The organism is Methanococcoides sp. AM1 (assembly GCF_900774055.1).
Taxonomy (GTDB): Archaea; Halobacteriota; Methanosarcinia; order Methanosarcinales; family Methanosarcinaceae; genus Methanococcoides.
The window spans coordinates 15,399-36,117 of the sequence record NZ_CAAGSW010000007.1 but is presented as its reverse complement, the minus strand read 5'-3'; the positions used below and the strand labels follow the sequence as shown (position 1 = coordinate 36,117).

Below are 20,719 nucleotides of genomic sequence, written 5' to 3'. Positions count from 1 at the left end.
TGACAGTAAGATTGACAGTATACAAACCAGCTGTATCATACGTATGAATTATATTCTGACTGGAGTAATCCTCAGTACCGTCAGCATCAATATCCCAGGACCATGACGTTGCATTGGTTGAGAGATCAGTGAATGAAACAGTAAGTGGTGCAATACCTTCAGTGACATTAGCAGTAAAGTTAGCAGCAGGATAGACGAGCGGTACAGCCAGAGGCAGATAGTCGATGTGATCCGATGCAATCGTATAGGTTTCGTCGCATATGCCATCTCTGTCCGCATCGGTATTATTGGTCTGGCTGAATCCTGTGCCATTTGGGTGTGCCCAATAGTTACCACCTAGATATGACCCACCGATAATGTTTGTACCTGCTGTTTTGGTGATGTTCCAGACGTTTCCGGCACTATTATTCATTAGAGTATTGTTCGTGTTGTTGAAGTAGTTGTTGTAAATCGTGTTGTTGCTGGAATCATACAGATTGATACCTAAATCGTTGTTCGATGCAATGTTGTTAGTAATAGTACATCCTTCAACTGCATAAAGGGATATCCCGCTTTTATCATCACCAGTGACACCTGTTGCAGTAAATCCGTTTATAGTCACGTTATCTGCAGTCACGTGGAATACATGATCGTTTGAAGAAGCAGCTTGAACAATGGTATAATCCGGATTTCCTGATTCTGAAATTATAGTTAACTTCTTGTACACATCTACATTCTCTGTGTATACCCCAGGATAGACAATAATCGTGTCACCGTTGGTTGCAGCATCAACAGCATCCTGGATGAAATCTCCAGAGTACACATTAAACTCAGCTGCACCAGACTTTGAAGCATAGATAGTGTTACCCCATCTACCAAGATTAGCCCTGTTAGCATTATCCTCTGGTTCATTGGAATAACTATCAGCAGGGTCAGCAGCATCAATACAGGCACTATCAGTATCCTGATTCTCCCAAGAATCTCCATCCCATGTTCCGTATGAGGATTTCAGCCAGTACTTATCATTACCGATATCCAAATACTTTGGGTCAACATAAATATCGTGACTTCCTGCAGATGTATTCCCATAACTGCCAAGGTCACAGTCATAGATGTTATTGTAGTCACTGGTAATATTGTGGTGAGCATTGGCAATATTGTTTATTCCGTAGCCCTGACTGTTATAGGGAACAGCACCAGAAATAATATTGTTGTAGGCATAGACATTGAATCCGGTGGTAGAAGTTGAGCCATAATGCTCTTTGGTCTGGATACCATCACCATCACAAGCATGAATTGTGTTGTACTCAATTAGAGTGTCCTCATAACCATATAGGCTGACACCACCACCATTGCCATCATCACCATCGGTGCTATAAATCAGATTATGGTGAATCCAGTTGTCTGATACTTCGGACTTAACTACAGAACCACCAGATACCTCTGCTGCCAGCAAGATACCATGTTCTCTCACATCATAAATCTCATTATATCTAATTTCATTATCATGTGAACCTATGTTACATTGATCATTTTTGTAGGCCAGATAGATAGCATGATCACCTTGATTATTAGATGTAAATGTATTATTTTCAACCAGTGCTCCTGAACACTCATCTAACCTTACACCTGCATTACATGCGACATAGTCGAATGTATTATCGTGTATCCATATCCTATCACTGCCTGTGTAACCTGTGTACAATACATATACGTCACAGTGACCTGCACGTCCGAAGTAATTATCATAAATTTCAATGTCGGGTGTTGTCTCAATCCAGTTTGGTATCTTAATAAAGTCACCGATACCGGTTGTGAATGACAAATCGTGATATGTTTGGTCGTATCCACGAATCTCGATTGTGGCATATAAGTCCATATCGTTTTCAGGAATGTTCGACTGATTCCACCTGTCTGCATCAAATGTGATGTTATTTATTGTGATGTTGTATGCACTTTTCCACTTGTGCCCTGACTCAAATGTATTGCCGGTTACCATTGACCATTCGTAGCTTGATGGCTTTGCAATATCAGCCTTTAGCTTGACAACGGCTCCAACATCCCCAGTAAAAATCGTATTCGTTGGAACTTCAATTGTATCGTCAATAATATAGTCAGTGTTTCCGCCATCGTTTTTAAGATAGACCGTAGTAAACCCGGCATTATCCCGGACATAAGCCAAAGCTTGATTAATCTGAACTTGGTCAGCTACCCCATCACAATTGTAGTCACCATCATTATTTGCGGAAACGTAAACTATTGGAGGTGATAAAGCTGATACTGGAGTGACAAAAAATAGTCCTAAGACCAGTAATCCAGCCACCATCAACATCAGCTTACCAATCTTATGTTCCTCCCGACTTCGCCCATTTCCTCCCGACTTCGCCTATTTCCTCGCAATCCTTACGCATGAACTCTATTTTTCCTCTTCAGACAGGTTATAAAATACTTTCTTGATTTTGGAGAAATACACTCTGATGACAGGGGTTTTTTCATCCATCTTACCACTACCTCCACCTAATTTAAGCAGCATAACTACTCATATAAAAAAATGCACACAATTTACATATAAAGTTTACGAACCCAAACATCACTTTTTTTTTATCTGATTCCCTGAAAAGGACTCCTTCCAACTCCAAGGTTTTTGCCGAACTTTTGCCGTGTTTTAGGATAAATGTTACCAACATAACTTCCAGTGAAAAACGCAAATACGACCACATTACAAAACTACTAATTCCAAAACAACCCATCATTTGGTAACATGCAGAAAATTCCCCCCATACTCCTGATAGGAACATTATCCATGCTCTTTGCAGAAGTATTCTCAGGAGCTTCACAGGCATGGTTCATCAACGGCTGGGGGATCCTTTTGACATTTCCGCTCTATCTGGCCCATTTGCTATTCTTTTTAGGGATCGCCTTAAAGACAGAACGGACCTCATTGTCCCAGCTTTATCTTTTCGGAGTGCTCTTCGCTTTGTACGAGTCATGGATCACCAAGGTCCTCTGGGTTGGTTATCTCGATTCCGATGGGCCATCAATGGGAACCTTTCTTGGATTGGGGATCGGTGAATTTCCCATACTGGGATTTTTCTGGCATCCGATTATGTCATTTATCGTTCCGATACTCATTTTTGAGATATTGACCGGAAAGGTGCTTACAACACATGAATTAATACTGGAAAGAACGAGAAGGAAAACTGCTATTTTAGCGCTTTTCCTGATATTGGTGAGTACTTTCATCGCTAACGGGAACCAGTTCGATCTGACATCTGCAAATATTTCCCTGACGGGGACGCTGGTGATAATTGCAGTTCTTTATAAGTTCACAAAAGATAGTGACCTGACTTCCCTGAAATTGGAAGGAAGAAGTTTCAAACTGCTTGAGGGCTACCTGATCACACTTTATGTTATAACATTTCTGTACCTTCTTCCCGAAAGGATACCTACAACCATCCTGCCATACACATCAATTATCGTGTTCTATGCCATTCCAGTAATTCTCATATTGCGATCAGCCAAAAAGAAAGAGAAATTGGAAATATTGGGAAACTGCTCTTATTCGAGCCGTAACCTTATCATTTTCATACCATTACTGATACTTGCAGTCAATATCGCATGTTTTGTACCGGCTATCAGCTTGTCGGTTCTGTCAATTACTTATATCCTGCTCTCAGCAATAGGAGTAGTGCTATTTTTATGGGTGATCTATAATATCCGGAAACATGACCATCCTGAAAGTACAATTGAGCATTGAACCGATACCGATCAGGACAATTCCGGCGATAAAGGAACACTGAACCCAAATACACTGCCGATCCCAGGCTCACTCTCCACCCAGATATTTCCACCATGTAATTTTATTAATTTTTTAGCAAGCGAAAGACCAAGACCTGTGCCTCCAAACTGACGATTCACAGATGAGTCCGCCTGTGTAAAAGGTTTGAAAAGATCGCATTGGTCAGATTCGGGGATGCCGATACCTGTATCTTCGACCTTTATCACCAGAGTTCCAGCATCATTTTCTGCACGGATCATTACCGAACCGCCTTCGTGTGTGAACTTTATGGCATTGGATACCAAATTGAAAAGTACCTGGGTCAATTTTAACCTGTCAGCATTGATATAAAGATCATCAGCTCCGACACTAGTGGTCAGGCAGATATTCTTTTTTTCCGCAAGAGGTGAAACAACTGTTTCTACATCATTTAACACTTCCCTGAAACGGAACTTTTCATGCTGAAGTTCCATTTTACCGGCCTCTATCTTTGAAAGGTCCAGTATATCATTGATGAGAGTCAACAAATGACTCCCGCTTTTGGAGATGTTGCCTATGTATTTCATTTGTATATCATTAAGAGAGCCTGCTTTATTTTCAAGAAGAATCTCTGAAAAACCAATAACAGAATTCAGGGGAGTTCTAAGCTCATGACTCATGTTGGCAAGGAATTCGGTCTTTAACCTATTGGATACCTCTGCTTCGTTCTTTGCATCCAGAAGAGCTTTTTCTACATTCTTGCGTTCAGTGATATCACGGGATATGCTGAGAATTGCAGGCTTACCATCATATTCCATTAGCTGCGAGCTCATTTCGACTTGTATTTCAGAACCTTCATTTCGCAGGCATATCATTTCAAAAATGCAATTTCCCTGCTGGCAAACTTCTACAACTCGTTTTTGAAAATCCACTGCACATTCCTTAGAATAAGTCTCTGTTATGTTCTTCTGCAACAATACTTCCCTGCTATAACCTAAACACTCGCATGCTTTGTTGTTTGCTTCAAAGATGTTTCCATCCAGATCATAAAGGAAGACCGGATCATTGGAATTATCAAAAAGGGCTTTGAACTTAAGCTCGGACCTTTTCAGGGCTTCCTCTGCAAGTTTCCTTGCAGTAATATCAACAACAATACCCTGAAAACGGGATATTTTTCCAGATCTATCCGTCATTATCAATGAAGTTTCACTGACCCAGCGAGTATTAGCTTCACGATCCAATATCCTGTATTCTTTTGTAAATTCGTGATCCCTATTTTTAATACATTCCGAAAGGGCCAGAAAATAATCATCAGTGTCCCAGGGATGGATAAGGTCCTCATAAAGAACCTTGTGGGACATGAGCTCTTCTGCCGAGTACCCAAACTGTGATATATTCTCAGAAACGAACTCAACCGGGAAACCATTCCCGGAACTCCTGAGGAATGCGACCACAGGGCTGTTCCTGTATATGGATTTCAGCTCTTTTTCCTTTTTCATTAACTCTGGAGAAAATCGCAGGTGCTTCCTGTACTTGCTGCTGAGGAGATCCATAAGACTGGTCCACATGCCATTCTTTTTCATGATAGTGTTTTCCCGGTCATCCATCAGTTCAAAGATGTCTGAAGAAGAAAAAGATTCAAGAGGACATGTGAATAAGGTTGTAAGCTCAACATCCGAAGTTGAAGAAATGATCGATTTCCTGCATTGCTTGAGAAAAGGCAGCATTTGACCTTTTTCCGAGATCAGGTCAATATTGATCCTCAGTCCATCAAATCCACATTTCATAGCAGACATGTGCTTTTTTTCTATGAATTCGAGTATAGCACTGCAAAATGCTTCAGCATCAGAAAGCAATTCCAGGTCCATAAGAACAAGATCGAAATTCGAGGAAAAGGATTTCTCGTTAACGAAGATGGTCTTTTCCCTGAAAAAAACATCCGGACCTTCATCCTTATTTACCCCTGGCGTTATCCAGACGCATAAATCATTGTGCTTCAATCCGGACCGTAAAAAAGACGAGACAAAATCAATGACTTTGTCACCGTTTCTATATACAAGAGTTATATTTTCACCATGCGGAACGTCTGATATAGGAAGGGTCATTTTTTGTGAATAATCTTGCATGTTATTAACACCTATATTCTGGATAATATGTATTCATAGATAGCGAAATTATGGGATTGGAAATAAATCGTGACGTAAAACAAATTAACTTTACATACATCAAGTTCGCCTGTATTACGGCATTGTATATAAACGTTATTCATATACATTAATTATATAATCCATTATACAAAATGAGACAGGCTAACATCCCTGGAAGTGATCCATCTATAACATCCCGAAATCATAATAACCAATCCAGACCATCAAACAGCTATGACCCTCTTATCAAAAAATGAACTTCGAGAGCTTGTGCTTGCAAATCCACCCCTTGTAGAGAACATGATCGATATGGATACCCAACTCCAGCCTAACGGAGTGGAGATGACGCTTCAGGAAGTCATGACCATTGAAGGATCAGGAGCGGTAGATTTTGATAATTCCGGTAGAAGGATATCCGAAGGCAGTAAGATCGAATTCGATGAGAATGGCTGGATACACCTTGAGCCTGGGATCTACAAGGTTCTCTTGAATGAGATCGTCAACATACCAAAGGCACTGGCAGCTATTGCCAAACCACGCTCCAGCCTGATAAGATGCGGAGCTACACTTGAAACTGCTGTATGGGATGCAGGATATTGTGGAAGGAGCGAGTGCATGCTTGTGGTGTACAATACTGCCGGGTTCGATCTTCAGAAAGATGCCCGCATAATGCAGCTGCTTTTCTATCATCTTCACACAGAAGTGGATGAAGGTTATTGTGGAAGATACCAGCATGAGAATATCTGACATGGCAGGTAATAGCATTCACGTAAAGGATATGTAATATAATAGGCATCTCCTCTAACATGAGCGAAATTGGCAAATCTGTCAGGATGGAGCGTATTTTCGACAGAAATACGGGGAATGCTATAATAATACCAATGGACCATGGGGTCGGTGCAGGACCGATCAAAGGTCTGATCGACATGCCATCAACTGTTAACAAGGTTGCAGAGGGCGGTGCAAATGCTGTCCTTGGTCACATGGGACTTGCAAAACACGGACATCGTGGCTATGGCAGGGATGTAGGACTTATTATACACCTTTCCGGTTCCACCTCACTCGGGCCTGATCCAAACCACAAGGTCCTTGTCACAACCGTTGAAGAAGCTATTAAGGTAGGCGCTGATGCAGTCTCCGTTCACATCAATGTTGGTGCGGATGATGAAGCAGCAATGCTCCAGGACCTTGGACATATTGCAAAAAAATGTGATGAATGGGGAATGCCTCTTCTCGCAATGACATATCCCAGAGGGGCAAAGGTCGAATCCGAACTTGATGTAGAATACGTGAAACACGCAGCAAGGGTTGGTGCCGAACTTGGTGCTGACATTGTCAAGACAAGTTATACAGGCGACCCTGAATCTTTCAAAGAAGTAATTGATGGCTGTCCGGTTCCCGTAGTTATTGCAGGTGGCCCTCAGATGGACACCGAAAAAGAGCTGCTCGAAATGGTCTACAATGCACTTCAGGTCGGCTGCAAAGGTGTCGCAATGGGCAGGAACGTGTTCCAGTCCGATAATCCAACAAGGCTTGTCACCCGTATATCAAAGGTCGTTCATGGTGGAATGACTGCAGATGAAGCCATGGAAGACTAAAATTTGATCATATGCCGGAAATTCCGGCACTCACTTTTTTCGTTTTTAAAGATCTTTTGTATTAGTTAGTGCTATGTAAAAACTACAATTTATAATATGTTAGTATTTTAGTTGCAGATTAAGCAAATATTGATGGAAAATAAACAAAATACCACCAAAATCAGCATTAATTTTTTTCAACATCCCATTAGGCGACTAATGGAGAGGTGATATAATCCCTCGGATCTTACCAGTTTGTATTACCTGAGCACTGTGTTTGATTTATCTTTTATGATATCCGAATTCATTCAGAAACACAAAAATCTGAGTGACCGAGTAAAAGGATTACTTATTTATATCTGAAAATATTTATTTTGTGATAATAAAAACGTGGCCACTTCACAGAAGACTTACATCAAATGATTTGTGGAATTGTGGAATCTAAATAAAGTTGAGGGAATTATGTTAAAATTTGCATCCAGTAGTACTGCAGTTGTAAACTCAAAGAAAGCTATAGCTGAATGCCTTGAAAATGCACTCGTTGATGAAGAGAGCATTGATTGTGATCTTGTTGTAATCTATGCCACTATCGGGCATAATCTGAATGAAATTCTAAGTGAAGCACATAAGCTCGCCCCCAGTGCACAGATTGTGGGTTGTACCTGCTCCGGAATTATTGGTAAAGAGGGAGCAAATGAAGCAATGAGATGTCTGGCGATCATGACAATAAAGGGTGGGAAAGATGAATATTCCGTTGTCATAAAAGACAATATAACGGGTCCCAATTCGTATGAAGTCGGTGCTCAATTGGCTCAGGATCTGAAAAGTAAAAATTCAAACGTTAACATGATCCATTTTCTGGCATCTGGCATCGATATTGCTGCCGACAAAGCGTTGGAAGGCATCGAATCAGTTTTTGGTACCGATGTTCCAATATTTGGAGCTACCTCTTCTGATAATATGAAAGCCATAAACAGCTTTCAGTTCGTTGGCGACCAGATATTTGAAAAAGCTGCATTAGCAATTGGTTTTGCAGACCCTACACTTGAGGTTATCACACAAGCCTCCCATGGTTTCGCAATCATAGAAATGCCTTTTGAAGTTACACGCTCTGAGTCGAACCGTGTGTTCGAGCTGAATGGAGAACCAGCATGGAAGTGCCTGACAGAAAATCTTGGACTACCAGAAACAGCACAACTTAAGGATACGATCCCAATTGGAGCGCTTGCGGAGGAACTACCAAAGAGCTTACAAGAAGAATATGGCAACACGCACATTCTTCGTGTGATAGCAAAGAAAGGGACGGATGGTAGCATCTATATGCCTGTTGAGTGTCCCGAGGGCACAAAACTCCACCTCACCAAGAGGGATGAAGATCTAATATTTGATGGTCTTGATCAGATGGTCGGGCAGATCGTTGAAAAATGCAACGGCCGTAAACCTGTCGCCGTGTTCCATGCAGACTGTGTCGCAAGAGGAAGGGGGATGTTAAACCGTATCCATAAGGATGAAATTGTAGCCAGAATGCAGTATCCCCTATGTAACGATGAGGATGTACCATGGCTGGGAATGTACGGACTGGGCGAGTTTGCAAGATTAGGAGGGCGAGACCAATTCCATAACTATACAACAGCCCTGTATGTCATTGTCAAAAGCAACGACTAATGTGACACGCAGCGTATTCGCACCAGATGCCTCGCAACATGAATAAACAAAGATAGAAACTGATCATGAATGATGAGAACTTGAAGTATGATGAGCTTAAAGCCAGGTATAATGAGCTACAGAAACAGGTAACGCGTTTCTCTGCGATTGAGCAGAAGCTTGTCAATACAGGAGATCACCTTGATCAGGAGCTGGGTCGCTTTAAGTCGATCCAGTCACACAACAAGAAAGCTATTCGGATTGAAAATCTGCACGACCTTTTGTTGATAACGGTAGAGTCCATAGTTGAAGTTTTTGAGGTTGAATGTGGTGCATTCTTCACTTACGACATGACTAATAATCGCTTAACGCTTGTGGAGAATTATGGTTTTGATGAGAAACATCCATTTGTCATGGACTGGATCATTTCCGATAACATTGTGAACACAAGAGAAGGCGTCTTTATCGAGGATTCCGGACCATCAAATCCCTGGGAATCGCTGGGATTATGTCAGGTAATTTACGCCCCATATTACAAGGATGGAGATCTGCAGGGATTTGTTCTAGGAGGACGATCCACAAAAAAGAAGGATTTCTATGATAAGATAGGTGATGAGCTCAGACCGTCTTTCATGGTGTTCGTTCAGCAGATGAGTGCATTGCTGCACAATCTAGAGTCACAGGAAATTATCCGACAAAATGTATCAGAACTGACAAGTACCAACAAACATCTCCAACAAGAGATCATACAACGCAAGCATGCAGAGGAAGTATTGCAGGAGAACGAGAACAAATTAAAGACCGTGCTAGCATCGATCCAAACAGGGGTCGTTATCATCGATGCAGAAACACATACGATTATTGATGCAAATCTTTTCGCAGTTCAAATTATTGGTGCTCCAAAAGAGGAAATCGTTGGCAAAGTATGCCACGAATTTATCTGTACGGCCGAGGAGAGAAAATGCCCTATCAGCGACCTTAAAATGAACATAGACAAATCAGAACGCGTGCTGCTAAATGTCAGAGGAGAAGAGATCCCCGTCCTCAAGACTGTAGCTTCTGTAAATCTTGACGGGCGCCTACATTTTATCGAGAGTTTTATTGATATCACCGAACACAAAAAGGCAGAAGAAGTTCGGAAAAAAGATACCTTGTTAAAAGAGATCCATCACCGGGTGAAAAATAACCTCCAGGTCATTTCCAGTTTGCTCAACCTTCAATCTCGAAACTTCAATGATGAAAAAGTAATTGATGCATTCCGGGAGAGTCAGAGCCGCGTCCGATCAATGGCTATTGCCCATCAGAAGTTGTACCAATCAAAGGATCTGGCAAGTATAGACATTGGTGATTACATCAAGAAATTGACGACCTATCTGTTCCAGACATACAGAATAGGAAATAGTGCTATCAAACTGAAACTGGACATCGATAACGTTTACATGGGAATAGAAAGAACCATTCCCCTTGGTTTGATCATCAATGAAATTGTTTCAAATTCCTTAAAGTATGCTTATCAGGCAGAAGAAGAAGGTGTCATCAATATCAAATTCCATCTTGAAAACAAGATGTTTACACTCATTATCAGCGACACTGGAATAGGTATTCCTAAAGATCTGGACTATAGGAATTCACATTCATTGGGTTTGCAACTGGTAACAACACTTGTGAAACAAATTCATGGTGAAATCGAGCTTGATCGAAGCAAGGGTACTAAATTTGTGATAACTTTTGAAGAATAATTAGAAAAGTGGAGGGAGCTTTAATGACAAGACCAAAAATATTAGTTATAGAGGATGAACTCATTACAGCTCTGGACATAAAAAACACGTTGGAAGATTTCGGATATACAGTCCCTTTCACTTTTGCATCCGGGGAAGAAGCTATTGAAAAAATGGAAGAAATTTGTCCGGATCTGGTGCTGATGGATATTATGCTGGATGGGGATATGGACGGTGTTCAAGTAGCTGACCAGATACAGACACGACATGATATTCCAGTTGTCTACCTTACCGCTTATGCCGATGACAATACCTTGCAGCGAGCAAAGATAACAGGACCTTTTGGTTACATACTCAAGCCTTTTGAAGAAAAGGAATTATACACCATTATAGAGATAGCCCTTTACAAGCATGAAATGGAGAATAAATTGAAAGAAAGGGATGATAAGTATTCTGCTCTTGTCGAAAACGGGAATGATGGAATTATTATTGTCCAGGATTTCCTGATAAAGTATGCAAACCCGAAAATGCTGGATCTGATCAGTTATTCCTCTGATGAAGCAAACGAAATTCCTTTTATGGATTTGATTTCATCCGAGCATACCGGTCTTTTAAAAGAGAGACATATAAAGAGGCTGGAAAAAGCCATTCAACCAGATAATGAGATAGAGATCTTGTCAAAAGATGGAAAAAAGATACCGGTTGAGATCAATGTATCTACCATCCAATACAAAGGTAAACCGGCAGAGATGGCAATTATAAGAGATATTACAGAGAGAAAAAAAGCAACTGCTGCTTTGATGGAATCTGAAAAGAAATATCGTGAATTGACTGAAAATATTGCAGAATTGGTATACTGCATTGACCCTGGAACCTTTGAAACAGCATATACTAATCAGGCTGTTGAGAATATTTTTGGATATACTATTGAAGAATGGCTCAGTGATCCGGGTTTATGGAAGAGTTCCATTTGCCAAAAAGATATAGAAAAAGTCCTTTTAAAATATGAAGAAATGCAGACAAAACTTGAAAATGGTGTTCTGGAATACCGCATAAGAAGAAAGGACGGAACAATAAGGTGGGTAGAAGATCACATTGCGTGGCTAATAGACAAAGAAGGAAACAATGTTTCAATTAATGGTGTTATGCATGACGTGACTGAACGCAAAGAAGCCGAAATTGCATTAATGAATGCAAAAATTACTGCTGAATCTGCCAATAAAGCAAAGAGCGAGTTTCTTGCAAATGTAAGCCATGAATTGAGAACGCCACTTAATTCTATCATTGGTTTTTCAGATTTTCTTCTCGATAATGACAAAGATTTGATCAATGATAAACAAATAAGATACATAACTAATATATCTAAAAGTGGTAACCACTTACTAAGCCTTATCAATGATATTCTGGACCTTTCAAAGATAGAGGCTGGTAAAGCTGAACTTCAGCATGAAAAGATCCTGTTCAGGGACGTGTTGAATGATGTAATATCAATTGTATCTCCTCTTGTGCAACAAAAGAATATCTGCCTGAGCACAAGTATCGAAGCTGATGATCTTTGCATTAATGCTGACAGGCTAAAATTAAAACAGGTTATTTTTAATCTCTTATCTAATGCTATAAAGTTCACTCCTGATGGTGGTTCGATAATGGTTCGGGTGGAAAAGAGCACTAAATGCTTGGTCATCAAAGTCAAAGATACAGGAATTGGTATTTCAAAGAATTATCATGAAAAAATCTTTGAGCCATTTACACAGGTTGATTCTTCGAGCAGTAGATTATATGAAGGTAATGGCCTCGGCCTTGCCCTTGTCAAAAAAATCGTTGAAATGCATGATGGTGAAGTCTTATTTAAAAGTGAACTCGGTGAAGGAACTACAATAGGATTTAGCATTCCGACTGATTTATAAAATTCGTTTCCTTTTTTTAAATATATTAATTGCTACAACGCAAGAAAAGATATGCAATACATCCCAACTTGGACAGTTTTTGCTTTTCCGAAAAGAATGCATCTCTTTAGAATAAGCGTAAAAACTGTCAATCTTTAGAAATAAATAAACTGTTTTGAAAATAAAGGTTTAAAGTTAGAAGTTCAGGTAATAAGTAAAAAGTAAGAATTATAGCAAGATCGGTGATGGAATAACCAACAAAATCAGTTAGTAGTGGTGGTACAATATGATTTACGACCTTGCTTAACTAATATACTATATTAATAACTATATATCATTTTCGAAATTGTTTTGGTTTTACGGTTATTAAGAAATAAATTCAATATGTTGGGATAATAAATATGACTTATAAGTATTTGAGCAAATAATAAAATAAGCAGTTTGAAAAATAAAAACTTAAAGCTAGAAGTTTTAGTATTGAGTTAAAATGAAGAACAAAAGCAAGACCGTGATGGAATGACCAATAAAAAATCAGTTTGTGGTGGTGGTGGTACGATATGATTTTTTCGGTCTTGCCTAAATATTACTATGCCGTAGTAACTATATAAAGATGTTGCTGCTCATAATGATAATAATGAGGAGTATCTTGTGCAATGTCTATTTTTTTAAACTCAGCATCAATATAACGAAATAAAATAAATAACCGAAATATTTTGCCGTAATTACAAATATGATATTTAACAGACTCAATAAATAAATTAACTGAACATATAAGAGATACCAAATATAATGTGAATATCTTTGTGATCGAATATTGTCTTTATAGACACAAATTTATATGTGGAAAGTGCGTTAATCAAAAATATAAACCAGCAACATATTGAAAAATATAAAAATGAATCAGGATTTCGGATATTTTCATTGCATGCAAACAGGAAATATCGATAATATAAATATTATCATCCCAACAATATGATCGCGAACTTATGAGGATCTATCATGGACAGGTATGAACAGGTAATTGAACTGGCAAAAAGACGAGGTTTTTTGTGGAACTCCTTTGAGCTGTACGGAGGTACTGCAGGCTTTTATGATTATGGACCTCTTGGAAGTACTTTGAAACGCAGGATAGAGCAGATCTGGCGTGAACTCTACGTCATCCATGAAGGGTTCATGGAGATCGAAACCCCCACAGTTGGTATCGAAGATGTTTTTGTTGCATCCGGTCATGTTGGCGGGTTTTCCGACCCCCTCTGCGAATGTAAGGAATGTGGCGAAGCATTCAGGGCAGATCACCTTGTTGACAAGATAGTAGAAATTGCAGATGCTTTGAGCAACGAGGAACTTGATCGACTGATCAAAGAGAACAACATCGGGTGCCCTGAATGTGGCGGTGAACTTGGCAAAGCTTATGAGTTCAACCTGATGTTCAAGACAAGCATCGGCCCGGGCACCGGAAGACAGGGCTACATGCGTCCTGAAACTGCACAGGGAATGTTCATAAATTTCCAGAGGCTGTCCCGATACTATCGTGAAAAGCTGCCCTTTGGTGCAACCCAGATCGGAAAATCATACCGCAACGAGATCTCACCAAGGCAGGGAGTTATCAGACTTCGTGAGTTCACACAGGCAGAAGCTGAGATATTCACCCATCCGGAAGAAAAGACCCATCCGAACATTGGAAGGTTCGAAGGTGTTACATTAAACCTTTATTCAGATGAAGCACAGCAAAAGGGCGTTATCGAGCAGATGACCGTAAGGGAAGCTATCGATCAGAAGATAATCGCACATGAGTTCCTGGCATACCACATTGCACTTACAAACAGCTTCCTGCAGCGTGTGGGTATTGCTGCAGACAAGCTCAGGTTCAGGCAGCACCAGAAGGATGAGATGGCACACTACGCTATTGATTGCTGGGATGCTGAGATATTGACGGACAGGTTTGGCTGGATCGAGGTCGTTGGTATTGCAGACAGGACAGACTATGACCTGATGGCACATGCAAAAACCAGTGGCACAGAACTTGTGGTCCATATCGAGTATGATGAGCCGAAGCTGATCGAACAGTTCGTGGTAAAGCCAAACATGGGCAAGATGGGACCTTTGTTCAAAGGAAAAGCAAACGCTGTTGCCGATGCACTTAAAGAATTAAGCCCCGAGGAACTTGACAGGGAAGAGATCAGGGTCAACGTCGATGGTGAGGAATTCACAGTGCCTTCTGACATCATATCCTATGCACAGGAGACCGTCAAGGTCAGCGGTGAAAAGATCGTACCGCATGTCATCGAACCGTCCTATGGTATTGACAGGATCCTCTACTGCACCATGGAACATGCCTTTGAAGAAGAAATGGTTGCTGAAGAAGATGAGGATGATGAAGAGGAAAGGATAGTCCTCAGGTTCCGGAATGAGGTCGCACCTATACAGGTAGCGGTCCTGCCACTGCTTACAAGGAAGGAACTGATGGATCCTGCTAAACAGATAGCAGAAAAGCTTCGAAACAGAGGACTCCTTGTGACCTATGATGACTCGAGAGCTATCGGACGCCGTTACCGCAGGAATGATGAGATCGGAACACCATATTCCATAACGATCGATTACGATACGATCGAAGATAATTCAGTCACCATCCGTGACCGTGATACAATGGAACAGGTAAGAGCACCAATAGATGGCATTGAAGATGTAATATACGATCTGGTCTATGGAAAGAGAGACTTTGAGACCGCAGGTGTGAAGCTGTAAACACTTTCACACCGCTTGCCTCATATTTAATAAGGTTAAGAACGTAATTGCATCAAGCAACTTTCAAACCTGTAACAAATATGAGCAACTTTATCAAACACCCCCTGGTCAAACCAGATACTATAGAACAAAGGCTCTATCAACTTGACCTTGCCGGAAAGGCACTATCAGCACCAACACTGGTAGTTTTGCCAACCGGCCTTGGCAAGACCATCGTTGCTCTTCTTGTAATTGTTTCCAGATTGGAAAAGTCCGGCGGGAAGGTCCTGATCCTTTCCCCTACAAAACCACTCGTCGAGCAGCATGCTTCTTTTTTAAAAGCTGCCCTTAACATACCCGAGGAAGAGATACTGACATTCACAGGTGCGGTTTCCCCTGAGAACAGGGCAAAGCTCTGGGAAAAGGGAAGGGTCATCATCTCAACACCACAGGTCATCGAGAACGATGTCCTCACAAAAAGGATCGGCCTCGAGGATGTTTCACATATCACTTTTGATGAAGCGCACAGGGCTGTCGGGAATTATGCCTACACCTACATTGCTGAGAGATATTTCCAGGATGCCAAGAACCCGCATTGTCTTGCGATCACTGCAAGCCCGGGAAGTTCCGATGAGAAGATCAGCGAGGTCTGCAACAACCTGTTCATAAGTTCAGTTGCCATCAAGACAGAATCCGATTCGGATGTTGCTCCATACATTCACAAAAAGGAGATCGAATGGAAGCACGTCATACTACCGGATGAGATGAAGGAACTGAAAAAGCTTCTGGACAAGGTCCTTGATGACAGGTTCAAGAAGCTTGGGGAACTTGGATATTCCCTTCCATACGGGAAGAGTGCTTCCAAGAGGGATCTTCTGGGCCTGCAGAAAAAGTTACAGGGAGAACTAAGAGGCATGGCCGACTCTGCAGTATTCAGTGCATTATCCATACTTGCCGAGATCATGAAAGTAAATCATGCAGTGGAGATCATTGAAACACAGGGCATCGAATCCCTTTCAAAATATGCTGACAGGCTGGAGAACGAAGCGGTCTCAAAGAGCGGAAGCAAGGCTGCAAAGCGCCTTTCTGAAGACCTCTACATGAGACAGTTCTACCACAGGATAAAGGAATGCAGCACAGAACATCCAAAACTCAATGTTGTTCGGGACCTGGTTTCCAGGGAACTCAATGGCAAACCTGAATCCCGCGTTATCGTCTTTACAAATTACCGTGATACATCTGAGATGGTGACAAATACCCTTTCCGAGATAGAAGGAATACGACCTGTCAAGTTCGTGGGACAAAGCTCAAAGTTCCGCGACAAAGGGCTCACCCAGAAGCAGCAGGTAGAGATCATAGAGAAGTTCAAGGCAGGAGATTACAACGTTCTTGTAGCCACTTCAGTAGCTGAAGAAGGACTTGACATACCTGCTACCGACCTTGTAATGTTCTACGAACCTGTACCCTCTGAGATCAGGAGCATACAGAGAAAAGGTCGTACCGGCAGGAAGCATGAAGGAAGGGTCGTCGTTCTGGTTACTAAAGGTACAAGGGATGAAGCATACTACTGGAGTTGCACCCACAAAGAGCGCCGGATGCAGAGCAATATGCAGCAATGGCAGGAAACAATGTCCTCTGATAATGGGAATCAGGATATTACAAGTGAATTTGGAGTCACCCGGAAACAGCAGACAGGACTCTCAGACTTTACCGATGACGAAGTGACAGTTGTACTTGACCAGAGGGAGATACGAAGCACTGTTGCGCGAAACCTTGAGAAAATGGAAATTAATATCGTTGTCAAGACCCTTGAGGTCGGAGATTATATCGTCAGCGACAGAACAGCCATCGAGCGTAAGAGTGCAGAGGACTTTGTGAGTAGCCTTCTTGACAGGGATCTTTTCAGGCAGATATCGGACCTTGCCGGAGCCTATGATAAGCCCATACTAATAATAGAAGGAGAAGGTTTGTTCACTTCCAGAATGCTTAATCCTAATGTGATACATGGAACTATTGCTTCCCTAGTACTGGATTTCGGCGTATCTGTACTATACACACGAGATCCTGAAGATACAGCATCCCTGATCAGCATTCTGGCAAAAAGGGAACAGATCGATGAAAAGCGAGAGATCAGTGTACATGGAAAGAAGTCATCAATGCTACTTTCACAACAGCAGGAATATATTGTGTCCTCAATTAGCGATATTGGTCCCAATGCTGCGAGGAATCTGCTCGAACATTTTGATTCGGTTGAAAATATTATGAAAGCCGGGCAGGATGAATTGACAAAGGTCAGGAACATCGGACCAAAGACCGCATCAAAGATGAGGGAAATTCTCACAAGTAAATATAAAGGATGAAAGGCAAGCAAGGACAGAATTAACCTGACTACGATTAAGCATGTTGATTTTTATTTTAATTTACTTTAATTTACTTTGTTTTAATATTTTTGGCCTGATCAGTTCCAACTTATTAGACAAACATCTGCATCGATCAGACCATTAAATTAGATATTAATTTGCATTCAATTTTGATTATATCAGCTATCATTGAACCAGCAATGAACTGTTCAGCCGATTATGACCAGATCGTTCAATTTATCCTTTCAAGGACATCAAGGCATTTTTCCATTATTTCAAGATACTCCCTGATCCTGCGAGGGTCATTCTCAGATTGAATGAGACTTGCGACGGACTCTAACTTCATTTTCAATATATCGGACACAGAGCCCGTACCTTCCACGTGTTTGACGGAGGATATCGGCACATGTCCCGGTCTGACATCAGGAGAAGCAAACGAGATTGGTACCTGATCTGCCGGAAGTTGTCCTGCAGGTTCTGAAAATGTTGTGGCTTCCTGAGCCCCAGCATTCTGTGGAACTGTGGATACTTCTGCCCTCATCATTTGTTCCTGTGAAGCCATATTCGTACCAACACCTTCACCCTGGCAAATAGGACAAAGGACATCGCCGTGATACCTGAACATAGGAGCTCCGCATGTTGTGCAGTGCTGTGCAAGCATTGTACCACCAAGTTCCAGTAATCTTGAGATCTGTTTTATTTTATCATCACTATCGCTCATTTATTCACCTTTTCACTTACTCCATGAATGAAAGTCTTTTTATAGGATATAATTGTTAGGGATACTACAGCATTGATTCTTATTTTATATCATTAAACCATTTTAAGGTGATCCAAATGTTAGGAGCCAGCCAACCTGAAGACGTCATTAAGCAATGTACGCAAGTGTTAGAACACATCGCAAACGATAATTCAGTTCCAAGGAACATCAGACGTTCAGCAAATGACATCCTTGCAACATTAAACAACGAAGCAGAACCACTTTTCCTTAGAACATCATCCAGCATTTCAATACTGGAGGACATCAGCAACGACCCAAATATACCGTTGCACACAAGAACCCTTATCTGGAATGTTGCAAGTCAGCTTGAAACAATTCCTGTAGACGATTAATATCAAAACGACCCACGATCAGTGGGAAGAGATCAGGTCTGATACTTCAGACCAAACTTATCCTTTTATTTTATAGATCTTGTAGCTTACATGCTCTTCCCGAACGTAAGTATAATAGCCATTGATAACTTTTTATGCATGAAATTACGATTACTACCTACGATAATTACTATAAATTAAAAGAGATTTTATCATGAAATTCGATCCTGAAGCCATAAGGAAAGCAACCAAAGAAGACTTTGATGCTACATGGAAAAGTGGGAAGGACCTTGTACACAGATCAGGTCTGAACCAGCAGTACCCACACACATCATTCAATTTCGGAAAAGCACATCCGGTCTACGATACGATATCAAAGCTCAGAGAAGCCTACATGCGCATGGGCTTTGATGAGATGATGAATCCACTCATTGTGGATGAACGTGAAGTTCACAAACAGTTCGGCCACGAAGCACTGGCAGTCCTTGACCGCTGTTTCTACCTGGCAGGATTACCAAGACCAAACGTAGGGATATCCGACCAGAGGATCGCAACAATAAAAGAGATGCTTGGAGGCATTGATGATGAAGGTATAGAGACCATCAGGAAAGTTCTCCATTCATACAAGAAAGGAGAAGTTGAAGGAGATGACCTTGTTCCTGAGATCGCTCTAAAGCTTGATGTCTCAGATGCACTTGTTGTGGAAATGATCGACCAGGTCTTCCCGGAGTTCAAGGAACTTACCCCCCAGGCCACCAGGAAAACACTTCGAAGCCACATGACATCCGGATGGTTCCTTTCCCTTGCAGGCATACTGGAACGTGCAAGACCACCATTCCACTTTTTCTCAATTGACCGTGCATTCAGAAGAGAACAGCAGGAAGATGCATCAAGGCTCATGACCTACTACACCGCTTCATGTGTTATCATGGACGAAGATGTCACCGTGGATCATGGAAAAGCAGTTGCACAGGGACTTCTTTCCCAGTTCGGTTTCGAAAAGTTCCTTTTCAGGCCTGATGAGAAGAGAAGCAAATATTATGTTCCTGACACACAGATAGAAGTATTTGCATACCACCCAAAACTCGTGGGCTCAAATACAAAATACTCCGATGGATGGATAGAGATCGCAACCTTTGGAATTTACTCACCAACCGCCCTTTCAGAGTACGATATACCATACCCGGTCATGAATCTCGGACTTGGTGTTGAAAGGCTCGCCATGATCCTCCACGACTCCACCGACCTGCGTGCAATGACATATCCACAGATCCCACAGTATTCCGAATGGACATTGAAGGATGGAGAACTGGCAACGATGATATTTGTGGACAAGTTGCCTGAAACCACCGAAGGTCAGGAGATCATGGACAGCATCGTTGAACAATGCGAACTCCACTCATCAGAACCAAGCCCATGCGAATTTGCTGCCTGGGAAGGATCGATCAACGGAAAGAAGGTGAAGGTGTCCGTAGTGGAGCCTGAAGAAGACACAAAGCTCTGCGGACCGGCAACATTCAATGAAGTGATTGCCTATGAGAATGACATTCTGGGACTCCCAAACAACAAGAAGTGGAAAAAGGCTTTCGAGAACCACTCTGCAAGAACAGGTGTCCGATTCCTTGATGCTTTTGCTGCACAGGCAGCCCGGGAGATCGAAGAAGCCGTTGAAAGCGGTGAAAGTACAGTAGAGACCCGTGTTAGAATAGTAAAGGTACCATCCGAGATCAACATAAAACTTGACCCGCTTGCCCAGAGATATATCACAGGCAAGAACAAGAAGATCGATATCCGCGGACCGGTCTTCACAACGGTCAGGGCAGAGATCGAATAAA

13 protein-coding genes are annotated in these 20,719 nt (G+C 41.5%); 10 read left to right on the top strand and 3 right to left on the bottom strand.

Features of this window, described 5'->3' with window-relative positions:
* Nucleotides 1-2,305 (bottom strand): NosD domain-containing protein (locus E7X57_RS12140; RefSeq protein ID WP_210409067.1); only part of this gene is annotated, 2,305 nt, incomplete at its 3' end.
* 435 nt (nt 2,306-2,740) lie between these two features.
* Between E7X57_RS12140 and E7X57_RS12135 the strand changes: the two genes are divergently transcribed.
* Entirely contained in the window at nt 2,741-3,736 is a 996-nt protein-coding gene (locus E7X57_RS12135; RefSeq protein ID WP_135613253.1) for a hypothetical protein, read from the top strand.
* An 11-nt stretch (nt 3,737-3,747) separates the two neighbouring features.
* On the opposite strand, the gene E7X57_RS12130 is transcribed toward E7X57_RS12135, so the two are convergent.
* Complete coding sequence (locus E7X57_RS12130; protein ID WP_135613251.1) at nt 3,748-5,862, bottom strand: PAS domain S-box protein; 2,115 nt, start codon at nt 5,860-5,862, stop codon at nt 3,748-3,750.
* A 255-nt stretch (nt 5,863-6,117) separates the two neighbouring features.
* Between E7X57_RS12130 and E7X57_RS12125 the strand changes: the two genes are divergently transcribed.
* The 7 genes from E7X57_RS12125 to E7X57_RS12095 all read left to right on the top strand — a co-directional run bounded on the left by E7X57_RS12125 (nt 6,118) and on the right by E7X57_RS12095 (nt 17,792).
* Nucleotides 6,118-6,630: a deoxyuridine 5'-triphosphate nucleotidohydrolase gene (locus tag E7X57_RS12125; protein WP_135613250.1), complete on the top strand. Its 513-nt coding sequence runs from the start codon at nt 6,118-6,120 to the stop codon at nt 6,628-6,630.
* Nucleotides 6,631-6,689: 59 nt separating this feature from the next.
* Complete coding sequence (locus tag E7X57_RS12120) at nt 6,690-7,481, top strand: 2-amino-3,7-dideoxy-D-threo-hept-6-ulosonate synthase (RefSeq protein WP_135613248.1); 792 nt, start codon at nt 6,690-6,692, stop codon at nt 7,479-7,481.
* A gap of 441 nt (nt 7,482-7,922) precedes the next feature.
* Entirely contained in the window at nt 7,923-9,125 is a 1,203-nt protein-coding gene (locus E7X57_RS12115) for an FIST signal transduction protein (RefSeq protein ID WP_135613247.1), read from the top strand.
* A 65-nt stretch (nt 9,126-9,190) separates the two neighbouring features.
* Nucleotides 9,191-10,843, top strand: a complete 1,653-nt coding sequence (locus tag E7X57_RS12110) for a histidine kinase dimerization/phosphoacceptor domain -containing protein (RefSeq protein ID WP_135613245.1) — start codon at nt 9,191-9,193, stop codon at nt 10,841-10,843.
* Between the two features lie 23 nt (nt 10,844-10,866).
* A complete protein-coding gene (locus E7X57_RS12105; protein ID WP_135613244.1) occupies nt 10,867-12,729 on the top strand; it encodes a PAS domain S-box protein in 1,863 nt (620 codons plus the stop codon).
* A gap of 978 nt (nt 12,730-13,707) precedes the next feature.
* Nucleotides 13,708-15,453 carry a glycine--tRNA ligase gene (gene glyS, locus E7X57_RS12100; RefSeq protein ID WP_135613242.1) on the top strand — a complete coding sequence of 582 codons (1,746 nt, stop codon included), beginning with the start codon at nt 13,708-13,710 and terminating at the stop codon, nt 15,451-15,453.
* A gap of 80 nt (nt 15,454-15,533) precedes the next feature.
* The gene (locus E7X57_RS12095; RefSeq protein ID WP_135613240.1) at nt 15,534-17,792 is read left to right on the top strand and encodes a DEAD/DEAH box helicase; all 2,259 of its coding nucleotides are present in this window, start codon (nt 15,534-15,536) and stop codon (nt 17,790-17,792) included.
* A gap of 232 nt (nt 17,793-18,024) precedes the next feature.
* On the opposite strand, the gene E7X57_RS12090 is transcribed toward E7X57_RS12095, so the two are convergent.
* Nucleotides 18,025-18,513: an Sjogren's syndrome/scleroderma autoantigen 1 family protein gene (locus tag E7X57_RS12090; RefSeq protein WP_135613238.1), complete on the bottom strand. Its 489-nt coding sequence runs from the start codon at nt 18,511-18,513 to the stop codon at nt 18,025-18,027.
* 116 nt (nt 18,514-18,629) lie between these two features.
* Between E7X57_RS12090 and E7X57_RS12085 the strand changes: the two genes are divergently transcribed.
* Entirely contained in the window at nt 18,630-18,905 is a 276-nt protein-coding gene (locus E7X57_RS12085) for a UPF0147 family protein (protein WP_048196360.1), read from the top strand.
* 193 nt (nt 18,906-19,098) lie between these two features.
* Nucleotides 19,099-20,718 carry an O-phosphoserine--tRNA ligase gene (gene sepS, locus E7X57_RS12080; protein WP_135613236.1) on the top strand — a complete coding sequence of 540 codons (1,620 nt, stop codon included), beginning with the start codon at nt 19,099-19,101 and terminating at the stop codon, nt 20,716-20,718.
* Nucleotide 20,719 lies beyond the last annotated feature (1 nt).